The 23,533-nt window shown below is 65.8% G+C and carries 23 protein-coding genes; 3 read left to right on the top strand and 20 right to left on the bottom strand.

Going from position 1 to position 23,533, the window contains the following annotated elements; translation table 11 throughout:
* Positions 1-395: 395 nt before the first annotated feature.
* From ACYJSS_RS18545 to ACYJSS_RS18580, 8 genes are all read right to left on the bottom strand, one after another.
* Entirely contained in the window at positions 396-1,604 is a 1,209-nt protein-coding gene (locus ACYJSS_RS18545; protein WP_111261843.1) for a dipeptidase, read from the bottom strand.
* A 154-nt stretch (positions 1,605-1,758) separates the two neighbouring features.
* A complete protein-coding gene (locus tag ACYJSS_RS18550; protein ID WP_111261844.1) occupies positions 1,759-2,712 on the bottom strand; it encodes an ABC transporter substrate-binding protein in 954 nt (317 codons plus the stop codon).
* Positions 2,713-2,727: 15 nt separating this feature from the next.
* The gene (locus tag ACYJSS_RS18555; RefSeq protein ID WP_074971354.1) at positions 2,728-3,561 is read right to left on the bottom strand and encodes a class II aldolase/adducin family protein; all 834 of its coding nucleotides are present in this window, start codon (positions 3,559-3,561) and stop codon (positions 2,728-2,730) included.
* Positions 3,562-3,589: 28 nt separating this feature from the next.
* The gene (locus ACYJSS_RS18560; RefSeq protein WP_111261845.1) at positions 3,590-4,534 is read right to left on the bottom strand and encodes a D-isomer specific 2-hydroxyacid dehydrogenase family protein; all 945 of its coding nucleotides are present in this window, start codon (positions 4,532-4,534) and stop codon (positions 3,590-3,592) included.
* Positions 4,531-5,730 (bottom strand): acyl-CoA dehydrogenase family protein, encoded by a 1,200-nt coding sequence (locus ACYJSS_RS18565; protein ID WP_111261846.1) that lies wholly within the window; start codon positions 5,728-5,730, stop codon positions 4,531-4,533. The genes ACYJSS_RS18560 and ACYJSS_RS18565 overlap by 4 nt, the downstream gene beginning before the upstream one ends.
* The gene (locus tag ACYJSS_RS18570) at positions 5,727-6,488 is read right to left on the bottom strand and encodes an ABC transporter ATP-binding protein (RefSeq protein ID WP_373875102.1); all 762 of its coding nucleotides are present in this window, start codon (positions 6,486-6,488) and stop codon (positions 5,727-5,729) included. Before ACYJSS_RS18570 ends, ACYJSS_RS18565 begins: the two co-directional genes overlap by 4 nt.
* Before the next feature lie 2 nt (positions 6,489-6,490).
* Positions 6,491-7,327: an ABC transporter permease gene (locus tag ACYJSS_RS18575; RefSeq protein WP_309296182.1), complete on the bottom strand. Its 837-nt coding sequence runs from the start codon at positions 7,325-7,327 to the stop codon at positions 6,491-6,493.
* A 186-nt stretch (positions 7,328-7,513) separates the two neighbouring features.
* Positions 7,514-8,434: a LysR family transcriptional regulator gene (locus ACYJSS_RS18580; RefSeq protein ID WP_021221877.1), complete on the bottom strand. Its 921-nt coding sequence runs from the start codon at positions 8,432-8,434 to the stop codon at positions 7,514-7,516.
* 107 nt (positions 8,435-8,541) lie between these two features.
* Between ACYJSS_RS18580 and ACYJSS_RS18585 the strand changes: the two genes are divergently transcribed.
* Together ACYJSS_RS18585 and ACYJSS_RS18590 are read left to right on the top strand one after the other, a co-directional pair.
* Positions 8,542-9,150: a cysteine dioxygenase family protein gene (locus ACYJSS_RS18585; RefSeq protein WP_044402870.1), complete on the top strand. Its 609-nt coding sequence runs from the start codon at positions 8,542-8,544 to the stop codon at positions 9,148-9,150.
* Positions 9,147-10,730, top strand: coding sequence for a rhodanese-related sulfurtransferase (locus tag ACYJSS_RS18590; protein ID WP_236204847.1), 1,584 nt, complete (start codon positions 9,147-9,149; stop codon positions 10,728-10,730). The genes ACYJSS_RS18585 and ACYJSS_RS18590 overlap by 4 nt, the downstream gene beginning before the upstream one ends.
* 113 nt (positions 10,731-10,843) lie before the next feature.
* Here the strand turns inward: ACYJSS_RS18590 and ACYJSS_RS18595 are convergent, their stop codons facing one another.
* The 6 genes from ACYJSS_RS18595 to ACYJSS_RS18620 form a co-directional block, all read right to left on the bottom strand.
* Positions 10,844-11,188 (bottom strand): hypothetical protein, encoded by a 345-nt coding sequence (locus ACYJSS_RS18595; RefSeq protein ID WP_236204846.1) that lies wholly within the window; start codon positions 11,186-11,188, stop codon positions 10,844-10,846.
* A gap of 465 nt (positions 11,189-11,653) precedes the next feature.
* Positions 11,654-12,610: an acyl-CoA desaturase gene (locus ACYJSS_RS18600; RefSeq protein WP_236204845.1), complete on the bottom strand. Its 957-nt coding sequence runs from the start codon at positions 12,608-12,610 to the stop codon at positions 11,654-11,656.
* Positions 12,610-13,173 (bottom strand): hypothetical protein, encoded by a 564-nt coding sequence (locus ACYJSS_RS18605; protein WP_236204844.1) that lies wholly within the window; start codon positions 13,171-13,173, stop codon positions 12,610-12,612. The genes ACYJSS_RS18600 and ACYJSS_RS18605 overlap by 1 nt, the downstream gene beginning before the upstream one ends.
* A 246-nt stretch (positions 13,174-13,419) precedes the next feature.
* Positions 13,420-14,181 (bottom strand): hypothetical protein, encoded by a 762-nt coding sequence (locus ACYJSS_RS18610; protein ID WP_236204843.1) that lies wholly within the window; start codon positions 14,179-14,181, stop codon positions 13,420-13,422.
* A 192-nt stretch (positions 14,182-14,373) separates the two neighbouring features.
* Positions 14,374-15,054: a putative signal transducing protein gene (locus tag ACYJSS_RS18615; protein WP_236204842.1), complete on the bottom strand. Its 681-nt coding sequence runs from the start codon at positions 15,052-15,054 to the stop codon at positions 14,374-14,376.
* Between the two features lie 442 nt (positions 15,055-15,496).
* Entirely contained in the window at positions 15,497-15,790 is a 294-nt protein-coding gene (locus tag ACYJSS_RS18620; RefSeq protein WP_236204841.1) for a hypothetical protein, read from the bottom strand.
* Between the two features lie 577 nt (positions 15,791-16,367).
* On the opposite strand from ACYJSS_RS18620, the gene ACYJSS_RS18625 reads away from it, so the two are divergent.
* Entirely contained in the window at positions 16,368-16,865 is a 498-nt protein-coding gene (locus ACYJSS_RS18625) for a BRO-N domain-containing protein (RefSeq protein WP_236204840.1), read from the top strand.
* Between the two features lie 262 nt (positions 16,866-17,127).
* Here the strand turns inward: ACYJSS_RS18625 and ACYJSS_RS18630 are convergent, their stop codons facing one another.
* The 6 genes from ACYJSS_RS18630 to ACYJSS_RS18655 form a co-directional block, all read right to left on the bottom strand.
* Positions 17,128-18,015 carry a fumarylacetoacetate hydrolase gene (locus ACYJSS_RS18630; RefSeq protein WP_236204839.1) on the bottom strand — a complete coding sequence of 296 codons (888 nt, stop codon included), beginning with the start codon at positions 18,013-18,015 and terminating at the stop codon, positions 17,128-17,130.
* Between the two features lie 5 nt (positions 18,016-18,020).
* Positions 18,021-19,283, bottom strand: coding sequence for an MFS transporter (locus tag ACYJSS_RS18635; protein ID WP_236204838.1), 1,263 nt, complete (start codon positions 19,281-19,283; stop codon positions 18,021-18,023).
* A 72-nt stretch (positions 19,284-19,355) separates the two neighbouring features.
* Positions 19,356-20,405, bottom strand: a complete 1,050-nt coding sequence (locus ACYJSS_RS18640) for a type III polyketide synthase (protein ID WP_236204837.1) — start codon at positions 20,403-20,405, stop codon at positions 19,356-19,358.
* Positions 20,406-20,609: 204 nt separating this feature from the next.
* On the bottom strand, positions 20,610-21,050 hold the full coding sequence (locus ACYJSS_RS18645) for a Zn-ribbon domain-containing OB-fold protein (RefSeq protein WP_044402896.1): 441 nt from the start codon (positions 21,048-21,050) through the stop codon (positions 20,610-20,612).
* 12 nt (positions 21,051-21,062) lie between these two features.
* Positions 21,063-22,259 carry a thiolase family protein gene (locus ACYJSS_RS18650; RefSeq protein ID WP_044402899.1) on the bottom strand — a complete coding sequence of 399 codons (1,197 nt, stop codon included), beginning with the start codon at positions 22,257-22,259 and terminating at the stop codon, positions 21,063-21,065.
* Between the two features lie 26 nt (positions 22,260-22,285).
* On the bottom strand, positions 22,286-23,368 hold the full coding sequence (locus tag ACYJSS_RS18655; RefSeq protein ID WP_236204836.1) for a hydroxymethylglutaryl-CoA synthase: 1,083 nt from the start codon (positions 23,366-23,368) through the stop codon (positions 22,286-22,288).
* Between the last annotated feature and the right edge of the window lie 165 nt (positions 23,369-23,533).

Raw genomic sequence — 23,533 nt, forward strand, 5'->3', positions numbered from 1 at the left:
GGGACATGGAGAACAGATGAAAAGGAAAGTCTCGCTGCGCATAGCAGCCTATGTGACTACTGCGGCCGCAGTGCTGCTACCCGCAATACCTTTCGCAGTCTTCCCAATGGCCCTTCTTGATTACAAGACCCCATCCTTCTGGGTCGGTGCTCTGCACAACCATGTTCTTCCGGCAATGGGCAGCATGAGTCCAGAGAATCCATACAGACGGCTCTGGGCGCAATACATCACCTGGGTATGCGATCAGCATGGCGATCGCTGCAGCACCCAAGACGGACCGCCCTGACAAATAGCGGTGTCGGCGATCACTGCGTTGGGCCTCGCTGCGCTCGGCGCCGTAGCCCGGACTTCAGTCCGGGGATGCCACAGGCTTCGTTCCCAGGTTGAAGCCCGGGCTACTTCGAGGCGGCGTTTGCTTCCGCTGCCGCCAACACCCGCAGCAGGTTGCCGCCCCAGATCGCGGCGAGGTCCTGCTCGCTGTAGCCGGCGGCGAGCAGGCGTTGGCTGATGCGTGGCAGGTCGCTGACGTCGCGCAGGCCTTCCACGCCGCCGCCACCGTCCCAGTCGGCGCCGATGCCGACGTGTTGCGGGCCGACCACGTCGAGGATGTGCAGCAGGTGCGCCATGAAGTCGTCCAGGCGCGTGGGCGGCAACGGGTAGCGGGCATCGGCCTCGCGGATGCGTCGGGCGAGGTCGGCCACCTGTTCCGGGGAGAGGCTGGCGGCCAGGCGGAACTCGCGGTAGAGCGGGCCGAGGACCTTGTCCCGCTCGGGGTTTGGCGGCCGGGGGACCAGGTCGCTGGGGAAGCTGTTGACCTGTATCACGCCGCCCTTTTCCGCGAGCCTGCGCAGCCGCGCGTCGTCGAGGTTGCGCGGGTGCGGGCCGATGGCGCGGGCGCCGGAGTGCGAGGCGATGACCGGGGCGCGGGACAGCGCCAGCACCTGGTCGAACACCGCGTCGGAGGCATGGGACACATCGATGAGAATCCCCAGCCGGTTGGCCTCCCCCACCAGTTCGCGCCCGGCCGGGCTGAGGCCGTGCCATTCCGGCAGCGCGGTGGCCGAGTCGGCGAATGAATTGTTCTGCGCGTGCACCAGGCCGAGCATGCGCAGCCCCAGGCGCCGGTAGGTGGCCAGACGGCCCGGGTCGGCGGCCAGGGGCTCGGCGTTCTCCATGCTGATCAGCACCACGCGGCGGCCGGAGGCGACGATGCCGGGCACCTCCTCCGCCCGCGTGGCCAGGGCGAGCTCATCGGGCCGCGCGGCGACCATGTCGCGGATGCGGGTGATCACCGCCAATCCGTGCTCGCTGGCCAGGGTGTGCCCTTCCGCCGTGCGCGGGCCCTGGGGCGTGAACACGGCGAAGAAGCCGCCATCCAGCCCGCCCTCGCGCATGCGCGGCAGGTCGACCTGGGACAGGTCGTCGGCGTAGCGGTGGCGCTGGCTGATGTCCCAGCCGGGCCGCGCCAGTTGCATGGGGGTGTCGAGGTGGCTGTCGAGCACCAGCAGCCGCTCGTGGAGGGCGCGGATAGCGGGCGGGACGTCGGCAGCCTGGGCGCTGCCGGTGAGCAGTGCCAGGGCGATCAGGGTTGGCTTGAGGTGCATGGGGCCGTGTCCTTGCGGGCAATCGTAGGTCGGGTGAAACCCGGCTTGGTCCAGTAGGCCCCCGCGTTCGCGAGGGTGACGGTTGTGGGGAAGGCCGTACGCACCCCACGCCATCCCCGCACATGCGGATACCCATTGAAAAACAGCGAGCCCATCAGCCCCAGCGGAAGCTCCGATCCCACAACGGCGCCACATCCAGCCGCTGTGGCAGCACACCGGCCTCGAAGAAGGTGTCGGCCACGGCCTGCTGGGAGCGCACGGCGGCGTCGTCCACCGCCTGCAGCACGCGGGGCCCGCTCTGGGCCTTGTACTGGGCGAGGAAGACCTCGCGGGGGATGCCGAGGATCTTCTCGCTCTTGGCCGCCCAGGCCTCCGGGTTGTGCTGCACCCATTGCCAGCTACGGTACTCGCGCTGGACGTAGTCCTCGATGGCGGCGCGCTTGCCCGGGTCGTCGATGGCGCGCTGGTTGGCGGCGATCACGTAGTTGCCGGAGAGATACCCCTGCCCCGTGCGCAGCACCCGCGCGCCGCTGCGCAGTTCGGCGAGCTGGATGAAGTAGCCGAAGGTCACCCAGACATCCAGGTTGCCGTTCTGGAAGGCGGCGAAACCGTCCTGGGGCGTCAGCGCGAAGGGCTGGATGTCGGCCAGGGTCAGACCCTGCTCCTTGAGCGCGCGCAGCAGCATGTAGTGCGAGGAGGTGGAGCGGATGTAGCCCACGCGCTTGCCCGGCAGCTCCGCCAGGGACTGCATGGCCGAGCCCTTGGGCACCACGAAGGCCTGGTTGTTGACGTCGCCGGTGAGCACGGCGATGAGCTTCACCGGCGCCTGGTTCCTGATGCCGAAGATGGGCGGGATCTCGCTCATGGGCGCCAGGTCCAGGGTGCCGCTGATCAGCGCCTCGAAGCCGAGGTTGCCGCCGTTGAACTCGGCGTACTTCACCGTGTAGGGCGGGCGCTCGATGCCCGCCTCGTCGAAGAAGGTGGGCGCCGCGCCCTTGTAGGTGGCCACGTTCAGGCCGATGCCGTTCCAGTCCCGGGCGAAGGCCGTGGGCAACGCGCAGGCGAGCCCGGCCAGGGCGGAATACTGGAGGAAGTGACGGCGGTTCATGGGGGCTCCTTGCAATCAGTCGAGGAAGTCGGGCTCGTCGCGCAACAGGCGGTCCCAGTAGGGCTGGAAGCTGAACCAGCCGCCGAATTCGGTGCCCACCTGGCGCGCGGTGTGTTCGGCCACGGCCGGGGGAATGGGCCGGGGCGTGCCGGCGGCCTCGGCCAGCAGCTGGGCGTGGGCGGCGTTGTCCAGGGCGATGAAGCGCCAGACGGCTGCCTCCACGGTGCGGCCGACGGTGAGCAGGCCGTGGTTCTGCAGGATCAGCGCGACGTTGCTCGGCCCCAGGGTGGCGGCGATGCGTGCGCCCTCGCTGGCTTCCAGCACCACGCCGGTGAAGTTGTCGAACAGCGCGTGCTTGCCGTGGAAGGCGCAGGCGTCCTGGGTCAGCGGGTCGAGCAGGCGCCCGAGGCTGGACCAGGCCTTGCCATAGAGCGAATGGGCGTGGGCGGCGGCGACCACGTCCGGGCGCGCCTCATGCAATGCGGCGTGGATGGCGAAGGCGGCGAGGTTGAGTGCGCCCTGCCCTTCGACGATCTCGCCGTGGGGATTGACCAGCAGCAGGTCGGAGACGCGGATATGGCCGAAGTACACGCCCACCGGGTTGACCCAGAAGTGGTCGGGAAACTCCGGGTCGCGCACGGTGATGTGCCCGGCGCCGCCCATGTCGAAGCCGTGGCGGGCGAACAGGCGGAAGGAGCCGGCCAGGCGCTGCTTGCGCAGCAGGCGCTCGGCCTCGACCGTGGGCTGCTGCGGCGGCTCCTGCCAGCGGAATACGGTGTGGCCGTCGCGGGGCAGCGAGTAGGCCGTGGGTTGCGGGGTGCCGGTGAGGCCGGTCAGCCTGGCGGTCATGCGGTTTCTCCTTGAAGGGCCGGCGGGCTCAGTAGCCACGCGTGGCCTGCACCAGGTTCTCCAGCGGTTGCCCGCTGTGGAAACGTTCGAGGTTGCGCGCCAGCAGCGCGGCGAGGTTGCGGTACACCTGCGGCGTGTTGGCCGAGGTGTGGGGGCTCAGCCGTACACGGGGATGGCTGTAGAACGGGTGCCCGGCCGGCAGCGGCTCGGGGTCGGTGACATCGAGGCTGGCCAGGGCCAGGCGCCCGTCGTCCAGGGCTTGCAGCAGTGCAGCCTGGTCCACCAGGGCGCCGCGCGCGACGTTGATCAGGTGCAGGCCGGGACGCGCCGAGGCCAGGGTCTGGCGGTTCACCACATGGCGCGTCTCGTGGGTGGCCGGCGCGGCCAGCACCAGGTGGTCGGCACGGGCGAAGAGTTCATGGATGTCGCCGGCGCGCTGCACGCCGTCCAGGCCGAAGGGCTGGGGTGAACGGCGCAGGGCGAGCACCTGCATGTCCAGCGCCAGGGCCTTGCGCGCCAGGTCCCGGGCGATGCTGCCGAAACCGTAGAGGCCGAGGGTGCTGCCGGCCAAGGACGCCAGCGGGCGTTGCCGCCAGGCGTCGGCGCTGTCGATCCACAGCCCGGGCAACTGCTTGGCGGCGGCGAAGATGGCCGCCAGGGCGAACTCGGCGATGCTGCTGGCGGTGGCGCCCCGGGCGCTGGCCACCGGCGGGCCGTCGAACAGCCAGGACGGGAAGACATCCAGCCCCGAACTCGCCAGTTGCACGAACCTCAGGCCGAAGGGCCAGCCTGGGGGCGGCTCGGCGGCGTTGCGCCAATCGGCGTAGGGCGCGGCGAGCAGCACCTGTATGTCCGTCGGCAGCGTGCTGGGCACCCCACGAGGCAGGTCCAGCACCTCCACGCCCGGCAGGCGCGCGCGCAGCAGGTCGTTGAAGGTGCCGTCCAGTTGGCTGGCGATGCGCGCCCGGCTCATGCCTGCCCGCCCCGACTGGGCAAGGCGAAGGCGGTGCGGCCGGCGGCGCCGAGGATGGCGTCGTTCTGCGGGGTGTGGATGCGGCTGCAGAGCACATCGCGGTAGTGCCGCTCCAGGGGGTTGCCCCGGGCAAGGGCCGGGTTGCCGATGGCTTCCACGCCCAGCTCCACGGCGGCGATGGCCTGGGTGGTGACCAGGTACTTGACCTGGGTCGCCTCGCTGGCGGGAATGCGGCCTTCGGCGGCGGCGTCGAGCAGCACGCGGTTGGACAGCAGCAGCGCGTCGATGCGCCCCACCAGTTCCTGGAAGCGCGGCAGGCTGGAGAGCGGCGCGCCGAGGTTGGCCGGCGTGCGCTCGGCCAGCCAGCCCACCAGCCAGTCCCGGGCGGCGCGGGCGACGCCGTCGTAGATGCTGGAGAGCAGCACGGCGAGCCAGAGCACGCCGCTGGAGTCCAACTCCGAGGGGCGCGGCTGGCTGGCGGGGAGGATGTCCACGGCGTATTCGTCGGGCACCAGGACGTCGTCGAAGACCACGTCGTGGCTGCAGGTGGCGCGCATGCCCAGGTGGTCCCAGGTTTCCTCGATGCGGATGCCCGGCGTGTCGCGGTGCACCAGCCAGGTGCCGACGCGGGGCTCGGCTTCGTCGCTGCGCGCCCACACAGAAAGCCAGGTGAGCCCGGGAATGCCGGTGGAGTAGATCTTCCGCCCGCTGATGCGCCAGCCCTCGGGCACGCGCCGGGCGATGGTGCCCGGCAGGCCGCCACGGGCGGGGGTGCCCAGGTCCGGCTCCACGCGCAGGGCGTTGATCAGCGCGCCCTCTTCCACCGCCTCGCGGGCCAGGCGCAGGCGCAGGTGCTCGGGCCAGGCCTGGTTGGCCTGCAGGCGCGCGTGCTGCAAGTACTGCATCACCAGCACCAGGGCGGTGGACGGCTCGCCCCGCGCCACGGCGGCGATCACCCGGCGCGCCTGGGCCAGGCTGGCCTCGCTGCCGCCGAGGCGACGCGGCACGGTGAGGGCGATGAGGCCGTGCTCGTGCAGGCGATGCAGGTTGGCATGGGGGAATTCGCCGTGGCGGTCGTAATGGGCGGCGCTGGCGGCGAACTCGTCGCTGAGCTGGGCCAGCAGGTCGGCGAAGGCCGGGGAATCGAGGTCGGGCACGCGGGCCGTCTCCTTGGCGGTTTTCAGGTCGAGGCTCATCGTTGGGCGGTCCGTGCGAGGGTGTGGACGAAGGGGCTGGCCGGCGCTTCGACGCCGAGCAGGGTGAGCAGGTGCTGGCGCAGCTCCTGGAAGCCACGGCTGGCCACCTCCCGTGGACGCGGCAGGCGCACGGGGATCTGCTCGGCGATGCGCCCGGCCTCCAGCACCACCACGCGATCGGCCAGCAGCACGGCCTCGTCGACGTCGTGGGTGACCAGCAGCACCGAGGGCTGGTGGGTGCGCCACAGTTCGATGATCAGCTGGTGCATGCGGATGCGGGTCAGGGCGTCCAGGGCGGCGAAGGGTTCGTCCAGCAGCAGCAACTCCGGCTCGCGCACCAGGGCGCGGGCCAGGGCCACCCGCTGCGCCTCACCACCGGACAGGGTGCCGGGCCAGGCGTCGAGGCGATGGCCCAGCCCCACTTCCTGCAAGGCGGCCAGGGCGCGGGTCTGCGGGTTGGCGCCGCGCAGGCCGAGGGCGACGTTGCGCCAGGCGCGCTTCCAGGGCATCAGCCGGGGCTCCTGGAACACCGCCGCGTGGGCTTCGGGTACTTCCAGCATGCCGCCGTCCACCGCATCCAGCCCGGCCAGGGCGCGCAGCAGCGTGGTCTTGCCCGAGCCGCTGCGCCCCAGCAGGGCGACGAATTCGCCGGCACCCAGCTCCAGGTCGAGGCCGTCGAGCACGGCCTGGCCGACGAAGCGACGGGTCAGCCCGCGCACGCGCACCGGCGGGCGCAGGCGTTGCAGCACAACATCCATGGTCAGTTCCTTATGAAGGTGGGGCGCCAGGCCAGGGCCAGGCGTTCGAGCAGGCGCACCAGAGCGTCGATGGACAGGCCCAGCACGCTGTAGACGATGAGGCAGATGACGATCACGTCGGTGCGCATGAAGTCTCGGGCGTCGTTGACCAGGTAGCCGAGGCCGGCGCTGGCGTTGATCTGCTCCACCACCACCAGGCCCAGCCAACTGATGCCGAAGGCGTAGCGCAGGCCGACGAAGAAGGACGGCAAGGCGCCGGGGAGGATGACGTGGGCCACCAGCTCCAGGCGGCTGAGGCCAAACAGGCGCCCCGCCTCCACCAGCTTGGGGTCGACGCCACGGATGCCGGAGAACAGCGTGAGGTAGACCGGGAAGGTGGTGCCGAGGGCGATCAGGGCGATCTTCGGCGTCTCACCGACGCCGAACCAGAGGATGAACAGCGGCACGATGGCCAGGAACGGCAGCGTGCGCAGCATCTGCACCGGGGAATCGATGATCAGCTCGCCCCGCCGCGACAGGCCGGCCAGCAGGGCCAGCACGGCGCCGAGGGACACACCTATGGCCAGGCCGCTGAGGGCGCGCTTGAGGGACACCCAGAGGTGCCCGGCTAGCTCGCCGCTGGCGATCATCTGCCAGAGGGTGTCGCCGATGGCGCTGGGCGCGGCGATGATGCGCGCCGGCAGCAGGCCCGTGCGGGAGGCCAGCTCCCAGAGCAGGAGCAGCACCAGCGGGCTGACCAGGCGCAGGCCGAGGTTGCTCCAGCCCTTCCAGCGCAGGGGCGCCAGCAGGGCCGTCAGTGCGGTGCCCGGGGGCACCAGGGCGTTGCTTCGCCGGGACATTCCTTCTCCTCGCTCGGGGCCTTTCCAATGGTCGGGGCCGCAGGCGGGAGGTTGGATCGAGCCCGCTGCAGCCTGGCTTGACCCACATGCTATCCATCTAAAAAACCGCAGTGAAATTCGATCTGGTTCTAATCTAATATACAAATTGCGCATCTAACCAATGCAGTTACATGCAAGATGCTTTGGTTATGAGCCTGCCGCGGCCCCCTCCTCCGCCTGGTGCGCCACGCGCTGGGCCACGGTTTCACCGAACAGCGCCACCGGCGCCTGCAGGTTGCCGAGGAAGCGCGGGTGGATCAGCCACAGGTCGATCACCGGCTTGAAGTCGCTCACCGGCACCACCTCCAGGCGCTCGCGGTGACGGCTGTTCTCCAGCAGCGGGCGCGGCACCAGGCCGAAACCCAGGCCATTGGCGATCAGCCCCAGCTGCAGCTCGGTGCCGAAGGTCTCCAGGTTGATGCGCAGCGACAGCCCCTCGTCGCTCAGGGCGCGTTGCAGGCCGGCGCGGAAGCCGCAGCCATCGGGGTTCAGCACCCAGCCGCGCTGGTAGCAGTCGGCGAGCTTGCAGGAGCGCTTGCGCACCTCGCCCTTGGCCGCGACCACCACCAGGTCCATGCGCGCCAGGGAGCGCCCGACGATGCCTTCGGGGAACACCTTGCCCGCCGGGAACAGTGCCGCCACGGCGTCCAGCTCGCCGTTCTCCATCTTGCCCAGCAGGTGGCTGCCCCAGCCGGTGGAGACCTGGGTCTGCAGGTCCGGGTAGAGGGTCTTGAGCTGACTGAGGGCGTCCAGCAGCACCACGTCGCCCACCGTCTGCGGCACGCCCAGGCGCAGCACGCCGCTGGGGGAGGAATCGCTCAGCACCAGTTCGCGCAGGGCGTCCATCTCGCGCAGCACCGAGCGGCATTGCTCGTACACGCGCATGCCCATGGGCGTGGGCTTCAGCGGCTTGGTGTTGCGGTCCAGCAGGCTGACGCCGAGGGCCTCCTCGAAGTTCTGCACGCGCCGGGTGATGGCCGGCTGGGTGAGCTGCAGGGACTCCGCCGCCTGGCTGATCGACTGGCTGCGGATGACGGCCACGAATGCATCGATATCATCTATCTTCATTCTTTATTCGCATAATAAATGGCTGGAAGAATACGCAGGAAGAATAATATCTTTTGCCCCGGCACGGTAGCGGTTACCGCTGCGCACTCACGGACATCGAGGGAACCATGTCTCAAACGCCCAACCTCGGACGGCTACGCGGCTTCATCGTCGACCTCGCCGACCTCCTCGCCCAGGCACCGGACGAGCCACGGATACTCGACCAGGGCGCCGCGCTGCTGCGCGACCTGGTGAGCACCGACGACTGGCTGCCGGACGCCTACGCCCAGCCCAGCCCGGAGCGCTACCAGCAGTACCTGCTGCACGCCGACTCGCGCCAGGCCTTCTCCATCGTCAGCTTCGTCTGGGGGCCCGGCCAATCGACCCCGGTGCACGACCACCGCACCTGGGGGCTGATCGGCATGCTGCGCGGCGCCGAACTCAGCCAGGGCTTCGCCCGCAACGCCGACGGCAGCCTGCGACCCGACGGCGCGGCCGAATCCCTGCAGCCGGGCGACGTGGTCGCCGTGTCGCCCCGGGTGGGCGACATCCACCAGGTGCGCAACGCCTTCGAGAACCGCACCTCCATCAGCATTCACGTGTACGGCGCCAACATCGGCGCGGTGCGTCGCGCCGTCTATGCCGAGGGCGGCGTCGAGAAGCCCTTCATCTCCGGTTATTCCAACCTCCACCTGCCCAATATCTGGGACCTGTCGAAAGAGAGCCTGGCGCCATGAGCCGTATCCCCCTTCGCCGTTTTGCCGACATCCGCTCCGCCCTCCTCGCCCATGAGGAAGTCGCCCTCATCGACCTGCGCGAGGAGGCGCCCTTCGCCGAGGCGCACCCGCTGTTCGCCGCCAATATCCCGCTGTCCAAGCTCGAACTGGAAGTGCTCGACCGCGTGCCCCGCCGCGACACCGCCGTGACCCTCTACGATGACGGCGAAGGCCTGGCCGAGCGCGCCGCCGAGCGTCTGCTGCAACTGGGCTACAGCGACGTGGCCCTGCTGGAGGGCGGCCTCGCCGGCTGGCGCGAGGCCGGCGGCGAGCTGTTCCGCGACGTCAACGTGCCCAGCAAGGCCTTCGGCGAACTGGTGGAAAGCCAGCGCCACACGCCCTCCCTCGCCGCCGAGGAAGTGAAGGCGCTGCTGGACGCCAAGGCCGACGTGGTGGTGCTCGACGCCCGCCGCTTCGACGAGTACCAGACCATGAACATCCCCGGCTCCATCAGCGTGCCTGGCGCCGAACTGGTGCTGCGCGTACGCGAACTGGCGCCGGACCCGAGCACCCGGGTGATCGTCAACTGTGCCGGGCGCACCCGCAGCATCATCGGCACCCAATCCCTGGTGAACGCCGGCATCCCCAACCCGGTGGCCGCCCTGCGCAACGGCACCATCGGCTGGACCCTCGCCGGGCAGACGCTGGAGCACGGCCAGCAGCGCCGCTTCACCGAGGTCAGCATTGAAACCCGCGAGCAGGCCGCGCAGGCAGCCCGCGCCGTAGCCGACAAGGCCGGCGTACAACGCGCCAGCCTCACGCAGCTAAGCGAATGGCGCACCGAGGCCGGCCGCACCACCTACCTGTTCGACGTGCGCACCGAAGAGGAATACCGCACCGGCCACCTGCCCGGCGCCCGCTGGGTCGCCGGCGGCCAACTGGTGCAGGAGACCGACCACTACGCCAGCGTGCGCGGCGCGCGCATCGTCCTGGCCGACGCCGACGGCACCCGCGCCAACATGACCGGCTCCTGGCTGGCGCAACTGGGTTGGGAGGTGCATGTGCTCGATGGGCTCACGGCAGCGGACTTCAGCGAGAGCGGCGCCTGGCGCCCCGCCCTGCCCCCCCTGCCCCAGGTCGAAGCCATCGCCCCACAGACCCTGGCCACCTGGCTGGAGCATGGCGACACGGCGGTGCTGGACTTCACCGCCAGCGCCAACCACGTCAAACGCCACATCCCCGGCGCCCGCTGGGTACTCCGCGCCCAACTGCGCGAAGCCCTCGCCGCTGCCCCCAAGGCCGAGCGCTACGTGCTCACCTGCGGCAGCGGCCTGCTGGCCCGCTTCGCCGTGGACGAAGTGGCCGCCATCACCGGCAAACCCGCCTTCCTGCTCGACGGCGGCAACACCGCCTGGGCCGACGCCGGCCTGCCGGTGGAAGACGGCGAAAACGGCCTGCTGTCACCCCGCATCGACCGCTACCGCCGCCCGTACGAAGGCACCGATAACCCGCGTGAGGCCATGCAGTCCTACCTTGATTGGGAGTTTGGGTTGGTGGCGCAGTTGGGGCGGGATGGGACGCACGGGTTCTTTGTGGTTTGAGGGAGGACGCTGAGTGCCTGCTCTCTGCCAAGAGCAGGCACTCACGTCAGATCGATCTGACGCTAACGATTCAGCTAAGTAGCCGGTAATTGGACTGAGCGCTTTGAACGCGATCAGACAGTGCGCTTTGCTTGCTCGAACGTAACTTCGGGGAGACCAAGCCTCTCCCCACTGGGAAGCTGAATATCCAGAACATATTGCTCCCAGCGGATAACTACCCCGCCAAGAGACATGAACTCAACAAGACACGTATAAGGATTTTTCTTGTCACTGTGCAGCTGCGCCCAAGCATCCTCAGAGAGCTGCGCCCGCTGCAAGGGTGTTTCCATTTCTTTTAGTGGGTCATCTCCAACCCAAAATCCGAACAATCCGATACGTGCTCTTCTCCAAACAATATTCGCGTCAGCAAAACGTGCCGCGGCCTCTCGGATTAGCTTGGATGCATCATCGGTTGTCATGTAGACCCCATCCTTGTGGGCGGCTGCAGCATAGAGTCATTCCCCATTACCCTGACGCGCCCCTTGCCTGCCTATAGCCATCCAGCAACTCTCTCTTGCCTTCCCGAGCAGACTTATCGCTCTGACACCTCGTATGTGTAGTTCTCGGCGATGATTCGGGTTGCAAACCCTACGAGACCTGCAGCACTGAACATCAGGACGAAGATCCAGGGCCATAGGAATCTGTACCAATTGTCATGCTTCAGATTCAACAGAGCCATGACCAGCGAGACTAGAGCAATGAGCCCGTACCCATTGATTGAAATGAAGAAAATGATAATGAAAAGAAAAGATGACTTGTGCCACGGGGTCTCCAGCACAGGATTCTTTGGTTCTTCTTTCATGAGGGCACTTGTATGTGGCGGAATTTGTTCCGCTCTCCTGTTGATTGAATTCTAGTTTTTGTACAGACCTGCCGCCGATCATCTAATCATTGCGGCACATAACCTCCTCCGCCCCCACCTTCAACGCCGTGATCCCCTCCCGAGGCGGCAGGTTGCTGGGCACATTCACATCCCAGGCAAGACCAAGGCGCTGGAGCAACTGGATGAAGTGCCAACCCAGGTCGATCTGGCCGGGGTAAAGCCCATGGCGAGCTGAAGCCGGGAATGCGTGGTGGTTGTTGTGCCAGCTCTCGCCAAAGGTGGGGATGGCGGCGATGGGCACGTCATGGGCCTGCACGCCGGCGCCATCCACCTCCCAGGTCTGGGGGCCCCGGGTGTGGGCGAAGTAGGAGATGAACCAGTGCATGGTGGTGCAGGCCGCCACCCGGACCGACACGCCCCACACCAGCCACGGCATGCCACCGATGAGGTAAAGGGCGATGCCGATGGGGAGCTGCTGGAGCATCCAGGTCTTTTCCAGGAACTGGTAGAAGCGATCGTTGGCGATCTCCGGCCCCGGATTGAAGCCCGGCGGATGATCGAGCACGAACTTGCAGTGCAGGTTGTACCAGGCGTCCTTGAGCAGGCCCTGGCGGTGAGCGAGGTAGTCGTGGCAAGCCGGCTGCCGCTGCGACCAGTCGCGGGTGTCATGGGTGCGGATGGTCCAGAACGGGCCTCCGATACCGACGATGGTGCCCATCCACACGAGGAAACGCTCCGTGGATTTCGAGCATTTGAAGCTGCGGTGAATCAACCGCCGGTGGAACCCCACCGAGTGCCCCGCACACAGGGTTGCGGCGCTGAGCGTGAGGAAGACCAGAAACGCGCCCCAGTTGAAATAGAGCGGTGCCAGCACCAAGGCGCCGGTGAAGATGAAGCTGTTCCAGAGCGACCGCCATGTGTCCCAGACGATGGTGCCCGTCAGCGGGCTGGCCCCATTGTCCAGCACCAGGGAGTTGACCTTGAACGCGCCGGAGGCAGCGCCTGCGTGAGTGGACATCAGAAGATCTCCGATAGGACAAAGGCGATACCCAGCAGCGGCAGCGCAATCACGCTTGCCGAGCAGGCGACCAGGGCCAGGTATTCGAGGTAATGCCGGGGCGTCGCGGCTACGGGAGCGGAAGGCAGTATCTCGGCGCGGACGTCCGCCACCCTCCTCTCGAGCAGCTCCGGATAGGCGTACCCCTGATACAGCGTACGGCTGTGCTTGCCACGCACGAACGCCGAGAAGCTACGCCTGGGCACGATGCAGGTGCCCAGGCTCACCAGTGGCAGGCAAAACAGTGTGCTCAGCGGATTGGGGTAGCGACCTGCGGCGAATTCCCAGGCGGCCATCTCGAATTCACCCGTCGGGCGGAACGGGTAGCCGGTAAGGACGTGGTGAATGTCATGGAGCGGCAGCGCCCGACGGCGCCACTCGAAATTCGGCAGGTAGACCTTGAGGTCGCGGCAACCCACGGGTGACCAGCGCTCGGCGCTGACACCGCCATCGATTGGGAAGCCATGGCGGGTATAGAACTGGGCGACGGCTTCTTTCAGCGAAGCATTCGGATCGACTTCCATATAACCCGACTCCTTTCAGGTTCGCCGTGTCTTGCGGGCTTCGTGGACACGAAGCTTGTGCCGTCGGCTGCGCCATTCTTTACGCGGCGGGCGTATGGATCAACTAGGTAACTGAAGAAATTTCAGCATCGATTTGGACAGCAAGCTGAAGCAAGCACCTGCCTGGTGCCTGCTTCATGGGCCGACTCGATCAATGAGCGCTCTGCGACATGAATCCTTGCCGTATCGCCTGCTCCGCCTGGAGCCTCAAGCCTCTTTCCCATACGGACTGGGCAGATCGTTGCGTTCGAGCAGGTATTCCATCGAGTTGTTGATCGCCCACACCATCAACGCATCCAGCGTCATGTCGAGGGGCTGGCCCTTCAGCAGCGGTTCGAGCCGCTGCACGGTGCCGGGGTAGTCTTCGGTGTGGAAGCGAAACCGCCCGTAGTTTCCATGGCGGTCCACCAGGAGATAGGTGCAGTAGTGGTCATCGTCCGACCAGCGCCCGAAGCAGAAGTAGTTGGCGCTCAGGTGCGCGATCTGTTCTTCCGTCAACTCCTCCCTGGCGAAGTACTCGCCGAAGTTCCAGGCGATCGCCGGGCAGAACGCGTGCAGGCAGGGGTAGGAGGTCGAGGTTGAACGCCCGTAGATCTCGAGAACGCGACGGTCACCCCAGCGGCCGCGATCCGCAATGACGTCGTAGACGGCGAAGCGCTTCCTGAACAGCGCTTTCAGCTCCTCCGGTATCGCGAACGCATGCTGCGTCTCGGCGCTCAGCAGATCCTCGTCGGATACAGCGCCCGACCACTCGAACAGCGTGCCGTCCTGGAAGTACTCGTCGAAGTACAGCTCATAGGTTTCCCCTTCCTCGTCGTAGAACGCATGCAGGCTCCGGCAGAACGACTCGAAACGGTTCAGGGCCTCAGGCCAGGTTTCATCCGCCCCGCCACGGAGATGCTCGCCGTAGCTGTTTTCACCAGCGGGTTTGGGCTGAATGCCGAGGATGCCTTTGAGTTTTTCGAACACGATGGGGCCTTGATGAGGAATCTGGGGGATGCAAGGACATTAGATGAAAAGGCTTTATCTGGATGGGCGTGGTTATCGAAACGCGTGTTGGGTGACAAGAACCTTGCCGTTCCAGGGCATTAGCCTTTCGAGTCAACTGCGATGGAAGAAGCGGCGCTTCGCTGATCGCGAAGACCCACTCCATGTCAATTTCTAGCGGCAGTCCTGCCTATCCATTTCAAACCTATTGAGCAACCGACCACTTTCTGCGGAATAAACATATCGAAGCGTTAACCCCCTGCTCAACGGTGAGTTCTCACCTTTCTGATCAGCACATTGTTGTTCAACCACGGAAGCACGCATTGCGCTGAAATCGATTTCCTTCTCGTAGGTCTCGAAATCAAGGAGTGTCATATCGAGTGCAATCACGTAGTCGTCAGTGAACGTGGCCTTAGTCAGCACGGTGATTTCATCGAGCTGTATTGGCGTCTTCGCGTTGATTTTCTCGACCTCTGCCCTTGCCTGCTCGGCCAGCGATGCTGGCTGATACGGCGCTGGCCCGATGCCCACTATCCATCTTCCTATTGCGCCAACCGCGATGGCGATCAGGATGACATACCGCCATTTGAGAGGCTTCTTTGTGTTCGCGCTGGGTGCTTCATGCTTTTGCTCGCCGACCAGGTCTTCGCTGAAGTCAGTCGCCAGTATGGTGCGGGCCTGTTCAACGCAGGCTTCTGGAACCTGCAGTCGCACGCCGCCCATGGCGTTGGAGTAGAGCCAGTCCGCGGTGATGGTGTGCTCATCGGCGACAAACGCGGGAATGCCTTCGGATTCCAGTTTGGCGCGGGCTACGTGCGCTTCGATGGCTAATGAATAACGAGCGATGGTGATCATTACGTCCCTGTCTTATCGAGGCCGAAAGGCGGTGTTTTCAGTGGGGCGCCCACGCCCCTTTTGCGCTCGGCGCACCGTTGAGGAGCACGTATGCCCCCTGCTTCGCCGCCGCTGCCAACGATGCGTTTTTTCTACCCTTGGACGCAAGTCGTCCGGCATTCGGCTCGGCATTGATCACGCGCGGCGCACAACCATCACCTGACAAAAAGAGGCTGCAATAGCAGCTGTTGCCTTAACTGCCAACGGTGAGGTCTGGAGCGAACCTCCATCTGCAACGCGTCGTCCGCAGGACACTGATCTGTCTTGCTCCGTATGATGGATAGCGACAGCGGAAGGTTGATACGTCCAATTTCCAGTGGGAGAACTGACCGAAAGAAAGTTTCATTCCGTCAAAGTGGCTATTAAGCGTATTGAGGTAAAAACAATCGTACCGCTAGGCGAATCATCCAATCAGCCCACCAATAACAGCCGCCAGCACCAAAGGGGTAATAAATATATTGGCGAAAGTTATTAGCAGGCAGTACATGTGAAAATCATCTATTTTTTCGACTGAAAGATGAAAAATTGCCAGCTGGAAAACAATTAAATGAGCAGACAGTATTAGCGCTACTATTCCACCCCCCAAATTCGCCGACCATGAATTTGAGAGAGCCATCACTGCAAAAATAAGCAGTATCGGGATCAAGGTGTATGGCAAATACCCTTTTTTAAATTTATAAGCAGCTGAAGATTCCATTGTTTTCCCTAACGATTGAACTAATGAGCCAGCCAAGGCGCAACTTTAGCCAGCTTGGCGAGGGGCTAGTTGACCATATCGTCATGTGAGTAACCACCTCAGTGCTTAGAGTTGCGCCATTATTAAGCCAATATAATTTTTCACGTCTCAAAAGCGAAATAAAATTTCTACTGAAAATTGATAACGGCATCACAGTCGACCGGAAAGCATTGTGGCGGTGGCAGTAGTTGCGTAATTGAGGGCAGGCCAGCGTAGAAATCCGCAGCCCTCCTCCTCTTGCCCTAAACCCTCTCCCTCCCTATCCTCCCCCGGCCACGGTCAATCCCGTGGCCGGGTTTAGCGACCCGAAAGACATTGGCGCGATTGCGCCAGCTGGTGCATGCGAGAAACGGCGGATGTTTCTTGCAGGCATTGGCGCGCATGCAGTTTTTCTGCACCGCTCTATGGCGGACCGCGTGGGGAGACCCTCGGGTCTGCCGGATTCCAATGTCTCCGGTTCGCTAACCCCGCGCGGTCTGCCACCCTTTCGTTTAGCGACGTAGGTGGCAGCTCCTTAACCGACATTGGAGCTACACCCATGCATGACGCATCCACCCCCATCACCTTTCAACGCCATTGCCACCAATTGCGCGCGGTGATGATCGACAACCGCCCCTGGTTCGTCGCCATCGATTTCGCGCTGATGATCGCCGCCGCCCGCCCCTATCGGCTGACCAAGCGCCTGTATCCCCACCAGCACCGTTTCGCGATGCTGCGTTTTGCCAGCGGTCGTTGCGAGGAGCTGGAGTTGATCAGCGAGGCCGGGCTTTACCGGGCGCTGTATCGCTTCGGGCATCCGGAGCATTGCGCGTTGAGCCAGTGGCTCAGCGACGAGGTGATCCCCGCGCTGTACGACTATCACCGCGAGGTCGATGCCAGCCCGCGACGCATCCTGATGACCTGGGCGAATCAGCGTGTCGGCGCTCTGCGTTGGCAGGGGGAGCTGTGGGTCGCGCGACGGGATCTGCCGCGTTTCATGGCTGCGCATGATGACCCGGCGCTGAGCGAAGGGCCGAGCTGGAAGCGGTTCTTCTAGGGCCAGGAGCGGGAATGCCGCATGGAGGTGCGGCGTTTTCTTTGTTGTCTGTGCCGGGCAGGAACGGTGGGCTGAACAGGACTGTCGTGATTCACCTTGGACGTAGGGGGTGTTGCGCGCACCTGGAGCTCGCCGGCAGCACCGAGCGGAGGTGCGCACGGCACACCCTACGGCACGCGTTCATCCTGCCGCCTCTTCCACTTGAGCTCGAATGAGAAACGCCGCATGGGAATGCGGCGTTTTTTGTTGGATGCACCCCGCCTCAGGCCGCTCTGCCCTGCCCCGTGCGGCGAAGTGACGAGAGCGGCAGCAGGTGGCGCAGTTCTTCTTCGACAATGCGGTTTTCGAGGCGCATGTCGAGCATGGGGCAGCTCAGTTCCAGGCAGTCGCCGTGCTGCAGGTGGGTGGCGACGATCTCGCTGTCGAGGCGGCTGAAGAGGTAATGGACCATGCCCGGCTGGAGGAATTGCGGGTGCTGTTCCAGCAAGGCTTCGCCGGCTTCTCGCGAGGCGCGCCAGGCCTGCGGGTCGAGGCGCAGGTGGGTTTCGCTGAAGCAGGTGCCGTTGCGTTCGATGCGTTGACGCAGCTGCAGCGGTTCGTCCAGTTCGCCCAGCAGCAGTTCCGAGGCCACGGCGCACTCGAGCAGGTGGGCGCGGGCGGATTGGCCCTGCAGCGGGTCGTGCAGGTCGTGGCCGAGGGTGACGCCGACGTGGAGCAACTGGCCCCGCGAGCCCACCAGGTAGATGGAGACCAGGCAGGCGTCCGCTGCGATGGCCTGGACGTGGTACGGCACTTCCAGGTCGTCGCGGTCGATGCGCAGGACGCGGCCATTGCCCTTGTAGAACCAGCCGGCATCGTCCTGCGCGCCCAGCGGCAGGCCGCTGACGTGGGTGAGCAGCGGGTTGTCGGGCATGGCGGGCGGGCGCAGGCGGGTTTCCTGGCGCAAGGCCGGCAGCGTGTGCGTCGGCCCCGGCAGGTGGCGCAGGTGCGCCAGGTGGTCCTGGTGGCGGAGCGCGCAGTCCTGCAGGGTCTGGTAGAGGCCGCTGCTTTCGCCGTGCACCCGCACCGTGTGCGCGGGGTCGTCGCCCAGCAGGCCGATGCGCGGCCCGCCGCTGTGTTCGATGTCGAGGACTTTCAGGTAGTCGCCCATTTCAATTACTCCCTAATAAGCAGTGCGGCGTTGGCCGGCGGTGTGGCTTCGCGGGGTGCCTGCGCGCGGCCTTCCTTGAGCCCGAGCGCCAGGCACAGGCCGGCGAGGCTGCCGGCCAGGGCCAGGTAGAGGATCGATGGCAACCCGTGGTGGGTGGCGAGGTAGCCGGCGAGGATCGGCGCGAGGCCGCCGCCGAGGATCTCGCCGAAGCCGATGACGATGCCGGTGGCCGCCGTGAGCAGGTGCGGCGCCACCGACTCGCCCGTGAGCGGGCCGACGGTGAGGCAGATGAGGCTGAAGTTGAAGAAGGTGATGAAGAACAGCACCCCGAACAGCAGCCAGGGCTCGGCGGGGGTGACGATCAGCGTGGCGACCAGCGCAGCGCTGGCGCAGAACGAGAGCAGCACCACCGGCTTGCGCCCGAAGCGGTCGGACAGGCCGGGGATGATCAGCTGGCCGACGAAGCCGCCGAAGCCGATCGCCGAGATCACCAGCGCCATCGCCTCCAGCGACAGCCCGAGGTGGTCGGTGAGGTAGCTGGGCAGCAGCGCGCAGAGCACGAACTGGCAGGTGAGGATGCAGAACATGATGCCGATGTTGCGCCGCACGTTGCCGCTGCCGAGGGCCGCGAGCCACAGGCGCCAGGGCCGCTCCTGCCCGGCCTGGCGGGGTGCGGGGACGGGGCGGTAGGTGCGCTGCAGCCACCAGGCGAGGATGAACCCGGGGATGGATACGCTGATGAACACCCAGCGCCAGGAGCCGAGCCAGGCCAGCAGGCCGGCGGCGATCAGCGGCCCGAGGCCGAGCCCGAGGATGGGGAACACGGCCTGCTGCACGCCGATGTTGAAGCCGGTGCGCCGGGGGTGCGAGACCTGGGTGGTGACGCTGATGCTGGTGGGCGTGAAGGCGCCCTCCGAGAAGCCCATGAGGCCGCGCAGGAGGATGAGCCCGAGCACCCCGCCGGCCAGGGCGGAGAGCCCCGAGAGCAGCGAGAAGGCGAGCACGGAGACGACCAGCACGCGCTTGGCGCCGAGCCGTTCCACCAGGCAGCCCATGCCCAGGGCGGAGACGCCCCAGGTGAGCGCCAGGGCCGCGGAGATGTTGCCGAGGTCCTGATAGTCCAGCTGCAGGTCGCGCATGATCAGCGGGAACAGCGGCAGGATGATGAAGCGATCCAGCCCCACCAGGCCGAAGCTCAGCGACAGCAGGATCACCATGCGTGTTTCGTAGCGGGCATCCCAGCCCGTGTCGCTTGCCTGCTCGCGCATGGCCAGCCCTCCTCTTCTAAGGAGCCGAAAAAGGTGGCGCGGGTTACCCCGCGCCACCGTGCCCGAGGGTACTCAGGCTGCCCATTCACCGAGTGCCATTTCGGCGGTGAAGCCCGGCCCAAAGGCGGCGAGCAGGCCTTTGCTGCCGGGTTTGGGGGAGCTGTCGAACTGCCGGCGCAGGACGTCGAAGACCACCACGCTGGCGATGTTGCCGGCCTCGGAGAGGCTGGTGCGCGAGAGCGAGACGCGCTCGGACGGCAGGTCCAGGTGGCGGACCAGTTCGTCGAGGATCTTGCGGCCGCCGGTGTGGAAGATGAAGAAGTCGTTCTGCGCGCAGTTCTGCTGGTAGCCGGCCTGGCTGAGGCGCTCGATCACCGGTGCGACGTCCTTGATGGAGTTCATCACGGCCTTGTCGAGGGTGAAGTGGAAGCCGGTGTCCTTCACGTCGTACTTGATGAAGTGCTCGCTCTTGGGCAGGAAGAACGAGTCGGTGGCCTTGATGCGGAAGCCCTTGGCCTCGTCGTCGGCGCGCAGCACGCAGGCGGAGACGGCATCACCGAACAGCGCCGCGGAGATGAAGGAGTGCAGCTTGGTGTCGTCCGGCTGGTAGCACAGCGAGGAGAACTCCAGGGAGACGATCAGCACGTGGTTGTCGGCCTTCAGGGTGGCGAAGTCGTGGGCGCGGTTGATGGCGGCGGCGCCGGCCACGCAGCCGAGCTGGGCGATGGGCAGCTGGATGGTGGAGTTCGGCAGGCCGAGGTCGTTGATCAGGTGGGCGGTGAGCGACGGCATCATGAAGCCGGTGCAGGAGGTGACGATGACCATGCGCACGTCCTCGGGCTTGAGGCCGGCGTTGTCCAGCGCCTGGCGGGCGGCGGCGGAGGACATCTCGCGGGCGGCACGCTCGTAGACGATGCTGCGGTGGGTGAAGCCGGTGTGGATCGCCAGCTCATCGATGGGCAGCACGAGGTGGCGCTCGTTGACCTCGGTGTTGAGGATCATGCGCTTGGCCAGGGCCATGCGCGGATGGTCACCGTGGAGGTTCTCCAGGTGCTCGATCATCTGCTGCTGGGTGATCTTGTGTTGCGGGAACAGTACGTGGGGTTGGCAAAGAGTCGACATGTTGAATCCTCGTTGATCGTTCAAAATTTGTTCATTCAGTGGGTAAGAACCCGTTCTTCAGGCACAGCCAAGCCCGTCAGCGCTGGCGTGGGCCAGCACTTCCCGGGGGGCAGCGGCAGGAGAAAAGGGCGTAAACCGCACGCCGGAAAATGACGTTCTTGTTTTAGCTGCCACGGAGCCCTTCCGGGCCCCGCGGCAAGAGCCTCAGTGGTCGAGTACGAACTTGTAGGCGTACTGCCAGGCCAGGTTGCTTTCACGCACCTGCTTGCGCACCACCATCCTCACGCGGGCGCCGACCTTGAGCTGGGCCGGGTCGACGACGTCGACGATCTCGGAGGCGATCACCAGGCCGTCGTCCAACCGCACCATGGCGATGTGCCGGGGCACCACTTCGCCGTAGCCCATGGCCGCGAGGATCGGGTTCTCGGCGTTGGCCATGACTTCGATATGGCCGGTGCGCTCGCAACGGTAGGCGCTGACCTTCAGCGAGTTGCAGGCGCCGCAGACGGTGCGCCGGGGGAAGAAGATCTCGTGGCATTCGTCGCAACGGCTGCCTTCGAGCCGGTATTTGCCGCCGTGCTCGCGCCATTCGCGGAGCATGCTGGCGGTGGTCATCCGGTGGATCTGTTCGGGGTAGAGAGACATGGTCGACACTCCTCAGTCGTTGGCCAGGACGATCACCGAGTTGTGGGCGGCGTAACCCCCCAGGTTCTGCGAGACGGCGATACGGGCGCCGGGAACCTGGTTGGTGGACTCGCCGCGCAACTGGCGGAACAGTTCGGTGATGTGCAGGATGCCGTCGGCGCCGGAGGCGTGGCCGCGTCCGATGTTGCCGCCGTCGGTGTTCAACGGCAGTTGGCCGTCCAGGGCGATGCCGCCCTCGCGGACGAAGTCGCCGGCCTGGCCGGGTTTGCACACACCCATGGATTCCATCTGGATGAGCCCGGCGCCGAGCAGGTCGTAGACCTGGGCGACGTCGATGTCCTTGGCGGTGATGCCGGCCTTCTTGTAGGCGATCTCGGCACAGGCGATGGAGTTGGCCGAGACGGCCATGCCGACGTCCTGGGGCAGGCCCGGGTACTTCAGCGTCGGGTTGTGGTAGCGGGTGCCGTAGTAGTGCGACACGCCGGTGTAGGCGCAGCCCCGCACGAACACCGGTTTGTCGGTGTACTTGTGGGCCAGGTGCTCGGCCACGAGGATGGCGCAGCCGCTGGCCTCGCCCCAGGCGAGCATGGAGCCGCAGGCCTCGGTGCGCTTGAGCTCTTCGAGGCTGGGGATGGGGTGGCCGTAGCGGGTGGAGCCGGGGGTGTTGTGGGCGTAGATGCGCATCTGCCGGCCGAAGCTGGCGAGCACGTCGGCCTCGCGACCGGCGTAGCCGTACTTGTGGAAGTACTCGGCGGTGGCCAGGGCGAAGGCGTCGGTGTGGGAGATGCCGAGGAAGTAGTCGTACTCGCACTCGGTGCTGGAGCCGATGTACTCGGCGTAGTTGAAGTGATCGGTCATCTTCTCGAAGCCGCCGCACAGGACGATGTCGTACTCACCGGAGGCCACCATCTGGTGGGCCATCTGGAACGACACCGAGCTGCTGGTGCAGTTGGCGGTGCTCATGAAGGTGGGCGCGGGGCTGATGCCGAGGGCGTCGGACAGGGTCGGGCCGAGGCCGCCGTATTCGGAGATGCCCTCGCCGTGGTAGCCGTAGGCGACGCCCTGGATTTCCCGCGGGTGCATCTTGGCGGCGTGGATGGCCTCGTAGGCGGACTCGACGATCATTTCCTTGAAGGTCTGCCGGACGCGGGAGTTGCCGGGTTTCGGCGTATGGGCGGCCGACACGATTGCAACGCGACGTGCAGTCATGGTTGTGCTCCTTGCAGTACGGGCGGTCAGAGGTAGGCGGTCAGGGCGTAGTCGGCGCGCAAATACTTGAATTCGTATTTGATCGACGTGCCGTAATCCACGTACACCTTGTTCTCCAGCACCTTGCGCAGCGGCTTGGCGCGCTGCTGGTAGGCGAGGATGGCGTCGGTGACCGTCAGCGCGATGGCATCGCTGCCGGCGCCGAACCCGTACGACGAGAGGAGGATCTTCTGCCCCGGGCGTGCCTGGTCGAGCACGTTGATCAGCCCCAGCAGCGGGCTGGCCGAGCCGGTGTCGCCGACGCTGCCAGCGTAGATGCCGGGCTCGATCTGGCCCGGCTCGAAGCCCAGGTGACGGCCCAGCGAGCGGGGGGTGGAGACGAGGTTCTGCTGGAACACCGCGTAGTCGTAGTCATGGCTGGAGGTGCCGAGCTTCCTGAACAGGCCGTGCACGGCGCGAGCGGTCTGCTCTTCCAGGCCGATGCTGTTCTTGTCGGAGCCCAGGCCCATGCCGGAACGGATGTAGCGCTCGCCTTGCGGGCGGATGTTGTCGGCGACGTCGGCGGCGCAGGAGAAGCTGCCGTCGAACTCGGCGATCAGGTTGTCGCGGCCCAGCAGCAGCGCGGCGGCACCGGCGCCGGCGTAGGCTTCGGTGAGGTCGCCCGGGGCGGTGTTGCGGTTGATGGTGTCGGCGCCGATGGCCAGGGCGTTGCGGGCCATGCCGGAGGCGACCAGGGCGTGGCCGATCTGCAGGGCCGAGGTGCCGGACTTGCCGGCGAACTGGACGTCGGCGCAGAACGCGTCGTAGCCGCTGCCGAGCATCTCCAGAATCACCGCCGCCGAGGCGCGGGATTCATAGGGGTTGGTGCAGGTTCCCAGGTACAGGGCGTCGAGCTCGGCGATACCGCCCTGCTCCACCGCTTGCTGGGCCGCGATGGCACCCAGGGTGATCACATCTTCGTCCGGCTGGAGCACGGCACGTTCGGTTATCCCTAACTGATCCCTGACCAGTCTCAGGTCGGCGTTACGCCAGACGCTGAGCACCTCTTCGACTTTCAGGCGGCACACGGGCAGCCCGTAGCCGTAACTGACAATTCCTGTCTTATGCACGGTCGTATTCCTCTTGAGCACATTTTCATTGAGACAAGCCATCCCTTGCCGTCCGGAATGGGCAGCACGCAAATCACATCGAAAAGGAGTTCCTGCTTGTTGTTGTTCTGCTAGGTGGGAACGAAGCGGTGTCCGCTCACCACAGGTATCCGCGACGTCCGCAGG

The organism is Pseudomonas sp. No.21 (assembly GCF_054558415.1).

Coding starts and splice junctions, on each gene's coding strand:
- ACYJSS_RS18590 (WP_236204847.1), top strand. CDS start 9,147: ATGAGCCGTATCCCCCTTCGCCGTTTTGCCGACATCCGCTCCGCCCTC.
- ACYJSS_RS18615 (WP_236204842.1), bottom strand. CDS start 15,054: ATGATCACCATCGCTCGTTATTCATTAGCCATCGAAGCGCACGTAGCC.
- ACYJSS_RS18550 (WP_111261844.1), bottom strand. CDS start 2,712: ATGAACCGCCGTCACTTCCTCCAGTATTCCGCCCTGGCCGGGCTCGCC.
- ACYJSS_RS18580 (WP_021221877.1), bottom strand. CDS start 8,434: ATGAAGATAGATGATATCGATGCATTCGTGGCCGTCATCCGCAGCCAG.
- ACYJSS_RS18570 (WP_373875102.1), bottom strand. CDS start 6,488: ATGGATGTTGTGCTGCAACGCCTGCGCCCGCCGGTGCGCGTGCGCGGG.
- ACYJSS_RS18555 (WP_074971354.1), bottom strand. CDS start 3,561: ATGACCGCCAGGCTGACCGGCCTCACCGGCACCCCGCAACCCACGGCC.
- ACYJSS_RS18600 (WP_236204845.1), bottom strand. CDS start 12,610: ATGTCCACTCACGCAGGCGCTGCCTCCGGCGCGTTCAAGGTCAACTCC.
- ACYJSS_RS18650 (WP_044402899.1), bottom strand. CDS start 22,259: ATGACTGCACGTCGCGTTGCAATCGTGTCGGCCGCCCATACGCCGAAA.
- ACYJSS_RS18640 (WP_236204837.1), bottom strand. CDS start 20,405: ATGTCGACTCTTTGCCAACCCCACGTACTGTTCCCGCAACACAAGATC.
- ACYJSS_RS18605 (WP_236204844.1), bottom strand. CDS start 13,173: ATGGAAGTCGATCCGAATGCTTCGCTGAAAGAAGCCGTCGCCCAGTTC.
- ACYJSS_RS18625 (WP_236204840.1), top strand. CDS start 16,368: ATGCATGACGCATCCACCCCCATCACCTTTCAACGCCATTGCCACCAA.
- ACYJSS_RS18575 (WP_309296182.1), bottom strand. CDS start 7,327: ATGTCCCGGCGAAGCAACGCCCTGGTGCCCCCGGGCACCGCACTGACG.
- ACYJSS_RS18635 (WP_236204838.1), bottom strand. CDS start 19,283: ATGCGCGAGCAGGCAAGCGACACGGGCTGGGATGCCCGCTACGAAACA.
- ACYJSS_RS18595 (WP_236204846.1), bottom strand. CDS start 11,188: ATGACAACCGATGATGCATCCAAGCTAATCCGAGAGGCCGCGGCACGT.
- ACYJSS_RS18565 (WP_111261846.1), bottom strand. CDS start 5,730: ATGAGCCTCGACCTGAAAACCGCCAAGGAGACGGCCCGCGTGCCCGAC.
- ACYJSS_RS18620 (WP_236204841.1), bottom strand. CDS start 15,790: ATGGAATCTTCAGCTGCTTATAAATTTAAAAAAGGGTATTTGCCATAC.
- ACYJSS_RS18630 (WP_236204839.1), bottom strand. CDS start 18,015: ATGGGCGACTACCTGAAAGTCCTCGACATCGAACACAGCGGCGGGCCG.
- ACYJSS_RS18560 (WP_111261845.1), bottom strand. CDS start 4,534: ATGAGCCGGGCGCGCATCGCCAGCCAACTGGACGGCACCTTCAACGAC.
- ACYJSS_RS18645 (WP_044402896.1), bottom strand. CDS start 21,050: ATGTCTCTCTACCCCGAACAGATCCACCGGATGACCACCGCCAGCATG.
- ACYJSS_RS18585 (WP_044402870.1), top strand. CDS start 8,542: ATGTCTCAAACGCCCAACCTCGGACGGCTACGCGGCTTCATCGTCGAC.
- ACYJSS_RS18545 (WP_111261843.1), bottom strand. CDS start 1,604: ATGCACCTCAAGCCAACCCTGATCGCCCTGGCACTGCTCACCGGCAGC.